Here is a 12,263-nt window from a genome sequence, read left to right on the forward strand (position 1 = left end):
TGCAATTCCATTATTGCCGCATGTACCACTTAATCCATTTTAATATGAACACAGAAAGAAAACGAGGGGGACGAATCCCCAAGCTGAACCCGAAGTCGCACCATGTGATGCTTCGGTTCGACGATGACGAGTGGATGAAATTCCTCGTCATGTATGAGCAGACTGATATGAAAGCAAAGGCTGTCTTTGCCAAGGCACGCATCTTCGGCGAGCCGTTCAAGGTGCTGCGCGAGGACAAGACATTGGTGGAATACTACACCAAGCTTTCTTCTTTTCACTCGCAGTACCGAATGATTGGCAACAACTACAACCAGGTTGTCAAGGAACTCCGTTGTCATTTCTCAGAAAAAAAGGCGATGGCTTTGCTCTATAAGCTGGAGAACTGCACCAGGGAACTGGTCTCTCTTACCCGTGAGATTGTTGAATTAACCCGTAAGTTTGAGGAAAGATGGTCGCAAAGATAAGTTTCGGAAGTTCATTGTATGGCGCACTGGCATACAATGGTGAGAAGATTAACAAGGAAGAGGGAAAGCTCTTGGCAACGAACAAGATCTTCGATGATTGTTCGGGAAAGACGAGCATCGCCAATGCCTTGCGTGATTTCCAACGATACCTTTCTCCGCACATCAGAACGGAAAAGCCTGTCGTGCATATCTCCCTGAATCCGCATCCTGATGATGTGCTGACGGATATGGAGATGGAGAACATCGCACGGGAATACTTGGAGCGCATGGGATATGGCAACCAGCCATACATGGTTTACAAGCATGAGGATATCGACCGTCATCACATGCACATCGTGACCATCCGAGTGGATGAAAACGGCAAGTGTTTGGATAGCCGATACAACTACCATAGGAGCAAGGCTATCACCCGTGACTTGGAGGAGAAGTACAATCTCCACAAGGCAGACCGCAAGCAACGTCAGGCAGACAATCCACTCCGTAAGGTGGATATAAGCCAAGGCAATGTGAAGAAGCAGGTTGCCAACACCGTAAAATCTCTCTGCGCTACCTACAGGTTCCAATCATTGGGCGAATACCGTGCACTTCTTTCCTTATATAATATATCCTTGGAGGAGGTCAGAGGCGAAGTTGGCGGTCGTGAGTATCATGGCTTCGTCTATTCTGCCACTGACGGACTGGGCAACAAAGTTGGAAATCCTTTCAAGGCTTCCAAGATTGACAAATCTGTCGGTGTGGAGGCAATAGAAAAACGGTTCGCTTATTCTACCAAGAAGTTCAAGGAGGAAAAGAAACTCTCCGAGATGACCCGTCATAGCGTGGAAGCAGTCTTGAAGCAGACTTACCATAAGGATAAGTTCGTTGAGTTGCTGAAAGCAAAGGGTATTGATGTCGTTTTCCGCCATACAGCTGACGGCCGTATCTACGGAGCAACATTCATTGACCACCGCACCCAAAGCGTGTTCAATGGTTCAAGGCTTGGAACGGATCTTTCTGCCAATGCTCTACAGGAGCACTTCACCTTGCCTTACGAGAACGAACAGCCGATACCGCTTGCCATTCCAAAGGAAGATGGTGCAATCTCAGAACAAGAGCGTCACGATTCTGGCTTGTTCGATGAATACGGCAGCGGTCTTGGACTCATGTCTGGAGGAGGTCCTTCAAATGAAGCACAGGAAGCTGCATTTGACAGGGAGTTGCGTAGAAAGAAGAAGAAACGAAAAGGGCGAAGTCTTTAATCGTGTTATCAAGGTTGACTTTCTTATGCAATGGAGAAAGTCAGCCTTCAATCAAAAACAATTTGTATAACTTCAAAATAAAAAACAATGGCACAAGAAGACGATTTAAGAGCATTGGGGAAAATTATGGATTTTCTCCGTGCTGTGAGTATCATACTCGCAATTATGAATGTGTATTGGTATTGCTACGAGGCAATGCACATATGGGGAGTGACAATCGGGGTTGTTGACAGAATCCTTATCAACTTCAACCGTACAGGTGGCTTGTTTCATTCTATCCTCTACACCAAGCTGTTCTCGCTTTTACTCCTGGCGCTCTCATGTCTGGGAACCAAGGGCGTGAAAGCAGAAAAGATGAGTTGGAACAGGATTTGGACGGTTCTTGTCGTTGGCTCCTGTCTGTTCTTCCTCAACTGGTGGATATTATTGTTGCCTATATCTAATTTGGGCAATGCCACGCTGTACATATTTACAATGACAGCGGGTTATATCTGCCTGTTGATGGGAGGACTCTGGATGAGCAGACTCTTGAAACACAACCTCATGGAGGATGTGTTCAATAATGAGAACGAGAGTTTCATGCAGGAGACCAAACTCATGGAGAACGAGTATTCCGTCAATCTGCCAACACGATTCTATTACAAGAAGAAATGGCAGAGAGGATGGATCAATGTAGTCAATCCATTCCGTGCCACCATCGTGTTAGGTACACCGGGTAGTGGTAAGTCCTTTGCTGTAGTGAACAACTACATCAAACAGCAGATAGAGAAGGGGTATTCAATGTATATCTATGGTGCGCCAGTCAAGGTAATGTTTTAATCGTCCCTTTGGCAAGGATTAGGCAAGTGTTCTTTGAAAACGACCTATCATCACCGACTTATCTGTCCAACGAAAGACGGCAGGGAGTGTAGCACGTCGGTTACATCTATAAGTCAGTTAGTTACCAAACTGAGACTGAATAGGGATGATAAGACAAGTATGAGGGTAAAGCCCGAATTGGTTGAATGATAATCTAAGCGGTTCATATAGGAAACTGTGACGTAAGGTAACTATGGAAACTACTGTTGTATAGATAGTTTCTAATCGTCATACTGTATCACTCTCCTTGCAGTCGTAGAGTAAGGAAAGCAAGAACTTGATACAGCGCAACTGTAATATACAGCAAAAGGTGGAAGTCATACCCGACAACTTGTCACGCCAACAGTTAAAACACTATAAACTGGGATTGCCTAAACTGTCAGTAAACTTTGACAGCAAGGCAACGGAGTCTCCGTAGTAGTCCGAGCGAGGGAAAGCCTCGTACATGGCGAAGGGAGACAGTTGAGATTTTAATACAATTAATGAGTTAAAGTGTGAGACTTTATGAGAAATTCAACAAACGTATTAAACAGTCTATGCAAACATAGCAAGGACTTGAATTACAAGTACGAGCGTCTGTACCGCATCCTCTACAACAAGGACATGTATGCAGTTGCCTACCAGCGCATAGCACCCAAACAAGGAAATATGACAGCTGGTACAGATGGAAAGACCATTGATGGGATGAGCCTTGAGCGCATTGACAAGTTGATTGCATCATTGAAAGATGAAAGCTATCAGCCTAAGCCATCAAGAAGAACGTATATTCCCAAGAAAAACGGGAAGATGCGTCCGCTTGGCATACCTGCAATAGAAGACAAACTGTTGCAGGAAGTTGTAAGAATGGTTTTAGAGGCAATCTATGAGGAGCAGTTTTCTACTTGCTCACATGGCTTTAGACCTCAAAGGAGCTGCCACACTGCTCTTGAACAGATTACAAAAGCCTTTTGTGGTACCAAATGGTATATTGAGGGTGACATCAAAGGATTTTTTGACAACATCAACCATGATGTTATGATAAAAATTCTTGAAAAGCGCATTAAAGATAGCCGCTTCATCCGACTTATCCGCAAATTCCTAAATGCAGGATATATTGAAAATTGGCAATATTTCAAATCCTATGGCGGTACGCCACAAGGTGGAATTATTAGCCCTATCCTCGCTAACATATATCTCGACCAACTTGATAAATACATGGAGGAATACATTGTGAGATTTGACAAAGGGAAACGGAAAGAGGTCAACAAACAGTACAGACACTACCAACGTAAGAAAGGACGTGCAAAAAATGCTCTTAAAAAAGCTCAAACAGCAGAGGAACGAGACAAGGCTCTTCGCCTTGTTAAAGCGTATGACGGTCTTATGCTAAAGACTTCAAGTAGAAATGACATGGATGAAAATTACAAAAGACTGAAATACGTCAGATATGCAGATGATTTTCTATGTGGCGTAATAGGCAGCAAGGAGGATGCAACCAATATAAAGGCAGACATCAAGATATTTCTTGAAACCAAGCTGAAGTTGGAATTGTCCGAAGAAAAGACCCTAATCACCCATTCGGAAACACCTGCTAAATTCCTTGGGTTTGAAATCCGAAATCGGAAATGCTCGGCAACAAAGAGAGACTCTCTTGGTCGAAAGAAAAGGTCACTAAGTAAAACTATTGAAATTAAAATTCCATTAGACACGGTCAAGAAAAAACTGCTTGCGTATGATGTTGTGGAAATTAAAAAGCACAATGGTAAAGAAATATGGAAGCCAAAAGCAAGACCAGAACTAAATTTCAATGATGACCTTGAAATTCTCCAAAGATATAATTCTGAAATAAGAGGATTTTACAATTATTTCGGGATTGCTGTCAACTGTGCCAAGCAAATGAATAACTTTGGTCACATTATGGAATATAGCATGTATAAAACTTTCGCTGCCAAATATCGTAGCAAGGTAACAAAGGTATGCCGCAAATACAAAAAAAACGGCATTTTCACCATAAGTTACCAAAACAAGAAAGGAAAAACAATCGAAGCTAAATTCTACAATGGCGGTTTTAAGAGATTGAAACCATCTGAGGATAGTGAAATTTCAACGATGCCAAACTTCATAATCCATTCAAGTACTACAAGTCTTATAGACAGACTGAAAGCACAAAATTGCGAATTATGTGGGGCTACCGACAGACTTGAAATGCATCATGTGAGAAAACTCAAAGGTCTTAAAGGAAAAGAGCCTTGGAAGCAATTCATGATTGCAAGAAAAAGAAAAACGATAGCATTGTGCAGTAGTTGTCATAAGAAAGTCCATTATGGTACAATATAGACTGAATATCGAAACGGAGAGCCGGATACGCTGGAAGGTGTACGTCCGGTTCGGAGGCGAGCATTTGGAAATCGCTCATGTTCACATGATACGACGCCGGGTGCTTAGCCTACATTTCAAGTTTCCCGACCTTTCGACGATTGCCTACAACCACATGATGAACCATCAGAATGGATATAAGGTCAAGCCCCAGTTCTATGTCATCAACTTTGATGATCCTCGCAGAAGTCATCGCTGCAATCCCATTCACCCGGATTTCATGAGTGACATTTCCGATGCTTATGAGAGTGCATACACCATCATGCTCAACCTCAACAAGACGTGGGTCCAGAAGCAGGGCGACTTTTTCGTGGAGAGTCCGATTATCCTCTTTGCAGCCATCATTTGGTACCTAAGAATCTACAAGAACGGGAAGTATTGTACCTTTCCCCATGCCATCGAATTGCTTAACCGCAGATACGAGGATGTCTTTCCGATACTGACGAGCTATCCCGAACTGGAGAACTACCTATCTCCGTTCATGGATGCCTGGCAAGGTGGGGCGATGGAGCAGTTGGCGGGTCAGATTGCAAGCGCAAAGATTCCACTTTCAAGAATGATCTCACCACAACTCTACTGGGTGATGTCCGCAAGCGAGTTTACACTCGACATCAACAATCCCGAAGAACCGAAGATTCTATGTGTCGGCAACAATCCCGACCGTCAGAACATTTATGGTGCGGCACTTGGTTTGTACAACAGCCGCATCGTGAAACTCATCAACAAGAAGGGACAACTCAAATCATCCGTTATCATTGACGAGTTGCCGACCATCTATTTCAAGGGATTGGATAACCTGATTGCTACGGCACGAAGCAACAAGGTGGCGGTGTGTTTAGGCTTCCAAGACTTCTCGCAGTTGGTTCGCGATTATGGAGACAAGGAGGCAAAGGTGGTTATCAATACGGTAGGTAACATCTTCAGCGGTCAGGTCGTTGGCGAGACCGCCAAGACTTTATCCGAGCGTTTTGGCAAGGTGCTCCAAAAGCGCCAGTCCATTTCCATCAATCGTCAGGATGTCTCTACATCTATCAATACCCAGATGGACAGTCTCATTCCGCCGAGCAAGATTAGCGGACTCACCCAAGGTATGTTTGTCGGCTCTGTTTCCGACAACTTCACCGAGCGCATAGAGCAGAAGATCTTCCATGCCGAGATTGTTGTTGACACCGACAAGGTAAAGCGAGAGGAAAGCCATTATCAGCCTATCCCCATCATCAACGACTTCAAGGATGCCGATGGCAACGACTGTATGAAGCAAGCTATTCTGGACAATTACAACCAAATCAAGGAGGATGTCAAGCTGATTGTCAAGGACGAGCTGGAGCGCATCGCTGGTGACGAGAGCTTAAAGCATCTCATACAGAAATAAACAATAAGGCGAGTAACTTTTAGGAATTGTCCTTTCAGTTACTCGCCCCTGCATACATATATGGGATTTATCGTTTTTTATCGTCTCATTCTTTCCAATTCATCATCCTTTCGCATTTTGTCGTTCAACTTCTCCTGCATTCTGTCAAGGAAGTAAGTACGGCTATGGTTCTTGCGTCTTCTGATGTCGGTATAGAAACGATAGCAGTCCTTGGCTTTGATGCCAAAGAACTGGTACATGGCTTGCGCCAAGTCCTTGAATTTCACATCGCCATCGTTCACGCTTCCCATTACGCAGATGCCATATACCATTTCTACAAGGTCAACGGCATTGCCAGTCCATTTTACTAATGGCTTTGATTCTGATGATACTGGCGGAGAGGCTTCTGAAGTGGATGTGGTCACATGAAGATGATATGTTGCTGCCACATGCTCTTGCATTCTGCGGACAAATGCAATTGCTTTGCGCACATACAAGCCTACGGTTCCCAAACAATCCTTTATATGGGGCATTGACAGATGAAAGTCAAGCTCGGTCTCTGCGTATGACAGTGCAAAGACCGCTTGCTTCACGTTGGTGCTGCATAAATCAACCACAACCTTGATAAACTCACGATATGAGTTCTCCAAAGCGTTACCACCTTTGTTCTTATGACCTGCATTCAGCAAGTTGAAAAAATCAGTCTCTATCAATATGTTGTATTCCATGTTGCTGTCTCTTTTATGGGTTTGTACTAATTTGATGTTTCTGTGCGCACATCATTTATTAGTCCAATACCTATGCCATTCCAAGACAGACTAAACAATAGGATGATGATATTTCCTGATAATCAGCAACTTTTTCAAGAGAATAAGATTTTCACGAGGAAATTGCAAGAAGAAATAGTGTAAGGAAAACCGGACACTCGTCCAATCTTCCTTACACGGTTCTTATACCGTTACAACTTGTTAGTAGGAATACCATACTCTTTCATACGGGTATAGAATGTAGTATGGCTCATTTCCAACATTTTTGCTGCATCACGCTTGATGCCATTGCATTGCTTCAAAGCCCACAAGATACGCTCTCGATTGATCTTGCGTTCTTGTTCATCAAAGTCCAAAGCCTCTTCTGTCAATGCCGATTGTGACAACTGCAAGTCCTCGACATCTATTATCTCATTCTCGCATAACAGCATAGCTCGCATGATACATGATTTCAACTCACGCACATTGCCTGGCCATGTATGGCTTACAAGTGCCCTTTGCGCTTCCTTACTGATACATTTTATTTCTTTGTCCGTATGCCTATCATATAGTTTCAGGAAGAAGTTAGCTAATGGCATAATATCTTCCTTGCAATCCCGCAACCGTGGAATCTCAATAACCGCTTCGTGAAGTCGATAATACAGATCGCTTCTGAATCGTCCTTCCCGAACTGCCTCTTGCAGATTCTCGTTGGTAGCGGCAATAATGCGCACATCAGCCACTTTGTCTTTTGTAGCTCCCAATGGTCGGTAGCTCTTGGATTGCAACACACGCAGCAGCATCGCCTGTACGTCTTTCGGCAGGTTGCCTATCTCGTCCAAGAACAGCGTACCTCCAGAAGCCAATTCAAAGTAACCTTTTCTTGCTGCGTCTGCACTTGTGAATGCCCCTTTCTCATGTCCGAAGAGAGCGGAAACGGCAAGTTCCGCAGAAAGCGTACCGCAATCTACTACCTCAAAAGGCTTGTCGGCTCTTTTGCTTTGCAGATGTATCTTTTCCGCTATATGTTCTTTGCCAGTACCATTGTCGCCCAATATCATAACAGCCATGTCGCTTTTGGCAAACAATTCTGCCATTTTGTATATACGGCGAAACTTCTCACTTTTGCGGTAAACAATCTTGTTATTCAACTCGACGAGTCGTTTCTGCTTGTCTATGATTTCTTCCAAACGTTCATAAACTACATCAAGCAACAATTTCTTCGGTATATAGTCTTCCGCTCCCAATTTCATAGTCCTCACGGCACTCATGCTTTCATCGTAAGATGTCATGATGATAAATGGATTCTTGTAGCCGTTACTACGCATCCATTCCAACAGGTCGATACCGTTATCATTCCCCAAGCGCATATCCGAAATGACAACATCCCATTCAGAGGATTCCTTCACAGCTTTCAGACCATCTCTGTAATTGTAGCATAAGATTGTTTTCCATCCCTTCGCTTCCAACTTCTTGCCCAACATATTACAAAATGTCGGGCTGTCTTCAATGATTATTACTTTCTTCATGCTGTTACCTCCTCAATTTTCTTTTGTGCGGCTTTGATGATTGCCTCACCATGTGCGAAAACATCCTCAACCGCTTGGTTGATAACGTCGTCTGATGATGTAGAATCTTCTATCAGGTCAAAAAGATAGTTCAAAGACTCGTCAGATTGTACCATCATCCACGAGCTTCTTGCGTGGTGAATGGCATCGGACATTTTCTTGCGGTTCTCCTCTTGGGCTGCATTACGGATACTGCCCAATGTGTCAGTCATTTCCTTTACGAAATTCTCCAAAGTTTCTTTTTCATTGCCGTAGGTCAGCAACATAGAAAAGTCTATTTGTTTTTCTGCTATCTTACCATTCACACACTTTCTGGCAGTGTTTATCAAATCCTTGTCAGACATCGGCTTGAACAGACAAGCGACAAATCCTGCGCCAAGCAGTTCTTGCTCACTCACATTTGGTGCTGCTGTCATAACGACAACAGGAATGGTCTTGGAGTTACGCACGTTCACCATACGCATCATTTCCAGAATCTCGATACCATTCACTTCAGCCATCTTCAAATCCGTTATCAGCAGATCATAAGATTTTTTGCGCATCATATCCAATAAATCCGTGGCATTATTACAAGTGTCACATACAATGCCGTTTGATGCAAAAGCCTCACGGATGGTACTCAGTTGCACATGGCTATCATCAATGGCAATGACAGTAAACGAATCTTGTCGTTTCGTTCTATACTGGATTGGTTCCACATTCTGCTTTTCGGCTGCAGCCATAGGAAGACTAATGGTAAAGATACTTCCCAGCCCTTGGTGACTGGACACATCGATTTTTCCTTTCATCAGTGAAACGAGGTTCTTGACAATGGAAAGTCCCAAGCCAAATCCCGGTTGGGTGACCGCATTTCCCAATCTTGCAAATTCCTTGAAGATTTGTTTTTGTTGCTTGTCATCCAATCCTGTTCCTGTATCCTTAACCTTTAGCATGAATACACCATTCTTATAGGTTGTGGACAATACTATCTCACCCTTTCCCGTATATTTGATGGCATTGGAAAGTAGATTGCGTCCTATTGTAAGCACCTTTTCCTTGTCTCCATTGACAACACCATCTGCCTTATTGCTGACGCTCAATTCCAGTTGTTTCTTCGCAGCAAAGGGCTCATACTCCATTTTTAATTGCTCGGCAATGTCCATCATGCGGAAAGGGCGTTCCTTGACGGTCGCCTTTCCATTCGCTAATTTGGAGTAAACCAGGAAACTGTCAATCATAGAAGTCAAGCCTTTCGATGTGTCAACAATCAAGTCGGCATACCGTTTGCTTTCATCCGTAGCATCTTCAAGTCCGCTAATCTTGCGAGCATAATCCTTGATGGCAGACAAGGGACTGCGCATCTCATGCGTTACAGTCAGCATCACCTTTCTTGTTTCTTCCTTGCTCTTACGTGTCTTGAATGCGAATCGCCATACCAATAGGAATAATACGAAAAATACCAATATCAACAATCCTATCATCCCTATATAATAATAGGTATAATTGCCTTCCAAGTCTGCGATTTGTCGCTCACGAACTTTGATGCCTTTATCCACATTCTCATCAGCTATGCTGATTACTCTTTGCAACTGCTTATTGATACTTTCATTTCTGTTTCCAAGACTATCCAATATCTCCACTACCTTACGGCTTTGCTGGTGATGTTTAGCAACAACCGTTTGGTTTAGGTTGGTGAGCATCTTTTCAGTTTGGGTTAAACGGTTGCCTGTTGTTACTGCATTTTCTTTCTTGCCGAACAATCTGCTGAAGAAACCGCGCTTCTTTGGCTTTGCCTGCTGTGGCATAGCTGAAAGTCTTTTGCTTTCAGTCTTATTCTGCTCTACAATTCTTGGAACTTCTGCGGTCAGCTTTTCTTGAGTGGCATTCAGATCCTGCATGGCATCCTTTATATCCAAAAGGAGCTGTTCCTTTTCTGCAAGAAGATGGCAGATTGTATCAGAATCTTCTTGCAGACAAATATCTGCGATGCCTTGAAGCATACTGTTCACTTCCAATCGAAGCGAATGATACTCATTTACATCTGTTGAGTCCCAATCCGCAACCATTTCACCAAGCAGTGACAATTCCGTTATGTGCAAGTTTAAGTCATGCACATTCTTTCGCCACTGATGCAGTTCTGCATTTCTACACTCAATCTCCTTTCTGTCGCGCCATTCAAATAGGCCGATAACAATGGTACATCCTACGATGACGATGGCAGTCATGATGCCTAAAGCCATCCATCTACAGATATGCCCGGTCTGTTCTTTGCGTTCCATGTTGTTTACTTTTTACGTTTCTATTACTTCATTATTGCTTTGCAATAACATTTTAATCGGCAAAGATAATGGCAGGAAGTATCAAAGACGAATATTTATATATATTATAACAACTTTTATGTAATTTCTTGGTAAAAACAGCATATCGTCAAGATAAGAGCCATTATTGAATAATAACCATTGGCAAGAAAGCCAAAAGCTGATAAAGTGTAGATTGTGAGACTTAATCGAAAAAGGATGGCAAGAGTTTCAATCCTACCATCCTTCTGAATCTTATTGAAAAGTCTTTTGCGTTGTCAGCTTTATCAATGAGTAAATGAGAGAGTCGTTTACCTAACTCTTACACCTTTACCATTCAGAACTTCACCTCTAATATCATCAGTTTTACATAAATACAAGTCGTAGCCAATGGCTGTAATATCGCAATATCTTGGAGGAGTAATGACTTTTCCACTTAGTGACATCAATCCATACCAACCAAGTTCTGCTTCATATTTTTTGCAATTTGCAGTCTTTTGATAAGGTGTTGGTTCTGCTTCTGCCGTTTCACCTGTTAAATTACCCTCATTATGCAATTATCTCAAAAAATGAGAGAAATAGCGAGTACTTATGGCTGAGAAACGTGAAGATTAACACCGAGAAGGACATCTTTGATTCTCGAAATGTAAATATTCATAACTTTCAATGTGTTTCCTACAAAATCGCCTTTGGCTCATGCGCATAACAGGTGAGTATGAAATATGCAGGCTATATATCTACTCAATCCTTGAATTACCATTCTATTAAGGTTGCTCTACCGCTTAGAGGAGGCTCACCGTATAATCCTCTTTGGTTATTCAATTGTGTTTGCAACTGTAATCTTTCTGCCTCTGTAAGTTTTTGACCATTTGGATAATATGTATCATCTAATTCGATATAATTATCTGTCCTTGCGATGTAAGGCAAATAACGCTCATTTAAAAAATAGATATCATTATAAGAAAGAGAGTAGGTTTTGGCAATAGAGTAATTGCCTGTTTTCATAATGGTGTTTCCAGAGCCGTTTGAATAATCTGTAGATGCAGCCAATGTTATCGAAAAATAGTCAAAACTTCCCTGCATAGTGTAATTTTTAGTAATTTTCGTAAAGGCAGATTTACAGTTGCTTTTTACATTATTAAGATTGATTGTTACATAATCATCTCGATCCTTGCGCTGTTGTTCATTGAACATTCCGGCAGCATTGCAAAAAGCATGGAGGAAGAATCGTCGAATCTCATCATCTGATTCAGACTTCAATGCGGCGGGAACATTAATGAACTGTCCTCCTTGTATAAGGCCGTAACTACCACTACCTTCAACAGCAGATTCATTCATGTGCACTGTAATGTTGGGTAGTTTTATATCAATAGTTCGTTAAAATTTGAGATAATGGCTAAGCAGCTT

8 protein-coding genes and 2 pseudogenes are annotated in these 12,263 nt (G+C 42.5%); 5 read left to right on the forward strand and 5 right to left on the reverse strand.

Features of this window, described 5'->3' with window-relative positions; genetic code table 11:
* The first annotated feature begins 44 nt into the window (after positions 1–44).
* The 5 genes and pseudogenes from mobA to DXD25_RS13285 form a co-directional block, all read left to right on the forward strand.
* Positions 45–464 carry a conjugal transfer protein MobA gene (gene mobA, locus DXD25_RS13265; protein ID WP_187360483.1) on the forward strand — a complete coding sequence of 140 codons (420 nt, stop codon included), beginning with the start codon at positions 45–47 and terminating at the stop codon, positions 462–464.
* Positions 449–1,702: a conjugal transfer protein MobB gene (mobB, locus tag DXD25_RS13270; RefSeq protein ID WP_117663910.1), complete on the forward strand. Its 1,254-nt coding sequence runs from the start codon at positions 449–451 to the stop codon at positions 1,700–1,702. The genes mobA and mobB overlap by 16 nt, the downstream gene beginning before the upstream one ends.
* A gap of 87 nt (positions 1,703–1,789) precedes the next feature.
* Positions 1,790–2,494 (forward strand): annotated as a pseudogene (locus DXD25_RS13275) (YWFCY domain-containing protein); the annotation flags it as partial.
* A 570-nt stretch (positions 2,495–3,064) separates the two neighbouring features.
* Complete coding sequence (locus tag DXD25_RS13280; protein WP_117663912.1) at positions 3,065–4,876, forward strand: reverse transcriptase domain-containing protein; 1,812 nt, start codon at positions 3,065–3,067, stop codon at positions 4,874–4,876.
* 115 nt (positions 4,877–4,991) lie between these two features.
* Positions 4,992–6,287: pseudogene (locus DXD25_RS13285) on the forward strand (TraM recognition domain-containing protein); the annotation flags it as partial.
* A gap of 77 nt (positions 6,288–6,364) precedes the next feature.
* On the opposite strand, the gene DXD25_RS13290 reads toward DXD25_RS13285, so the two are convergent.
* The 5 genes from DXD25_RS13290 to DXD25_RS13310 all read right to left on the reverse strand — a co-directional run bounded on the left by DXD25_RS13290 (position 6,365) and on the right by DXD25_RS13310 (position 12,194).
* Positions 6,365–6,994 carry an RteC domain-containing protein gene (locus DXD25_RS13290; protein WP_117663913.1) on the reverse strand — a complete coding sequence of 210 codons (630 nt, stop codon included), beginning with the start codon at positions 6,992–6,994 and terminating at the stop codon, positions 6,365–6,367.
* Positions 6,995–7,224: 230 nt separating this feature from the next.
* On the reverse strand, positions 7,225–8,541 hold the full coding sequence (locus DXD25_RS13295; RefSeq protein ID WP_117663914.1) for a sigma-54 dependent transcriptional regulator: 1,317 nt from the start codon (positions 8,539–8,541) through the stop codon (positions 7,225–7,227).
* Entirely contained in the window at positions 8,538–10,838 is a 2,301-nt protein-coding gene (locus DXD25_RS13300) for a hybrid sensor histidine kinase/response regulator (protein WP_117663915.1), read from the reverse strand. Before DXD25_RS13300 ends, DXD25_RS13295 begins: the two co-directional genes overlap by 4 nt.
* Before the next feature lie 329 nt (positions 10,839–11,167).
* On the reverse strand, positions 11,168–11,413 hold the full coding sequence (locus DXD25_RS13305; RefSeq protein ID WP_181992801.1) for a hypothetical protein: 246 nt from the start codon (positions 11,411–11,413) through the stop codon (positions 11,168–11,170).
* A gap of 196 nt (positions 11,414–11,609) precedes the next feature.
* The gene (locus tag DXD25_RS13310) at positions 11,610–12,194 is read right to left on the reverse strand and encodes a M12 family metallopeptidase (RefSeq protein ID WP_203052006.1); all 585 of its coding nucleotides are present in this window, start codon (positions 12,192–12,194) and stop codon (positions 11,610–11,612) included.
* Between the last annotated feature and the right edge of the window lie 69 nt (positions 12,195–12,263).

The organism is Prevotella sp. TF12-30 (genome assembly GCF_003436715.1).
Taxonomy (GTDB): Bacteria; Bacteroidota; Bacteroidia; order Bacteroidales; family Bacteroidaceae; genus Prevotella; species Prevotella copri_A.

Bases quoted from the DNA above. Each gene is read 5' to 3' on its own strand.
- mobA (WP_187360483.1), top strand. From the start codon at position 45: ATGAACACAGAAAGAAAACGAGGGGGACGAATCCCCAAGCTGAACCCG.
- mobB (WP_117663910.1), top strand. From the start codon at position 449: ATGGTCGCAAAGATAAGTTTCGGAAGTTCATTGTATGGCGCACTGGCA.
- DXD25_RS13280 (WP_117663912.1), top strand. From the start codon at position 3,065: ATGAGAAATTCAACAAACGTATTAAACAGTCTATGCAAACATAGCAAG.
- DXD25_RS13290 (WP_117663913.1), bottom strand. From the start codon at position 6,994: ATGGAATACAACATATTGATAGAGACTGATTTTTTCAACTTGCTGAAT.
- DXD25_RS13295 (WP_117663914.1), bottom strand. From the start codon at position 8,541: ATGAAGAAAGTAATAATCATTGAAGACAGCCCGACATTTTGTAATATG.
- DXD25_RS13300 (WP_117663915.1), bottom strand. From the start codon at position 10,838: ATGGAACGCAAAGAACAGACCGGGCATATCTGTAGATGGATGGCTTTA.
- DXD25_RS13310 (WP_203052006.1), bottom strand. From the start codon at position 12,194: ATGAATGAATCTGCTGTTGAAGGTAGTGGTAGTTACGGCCTTATACAA.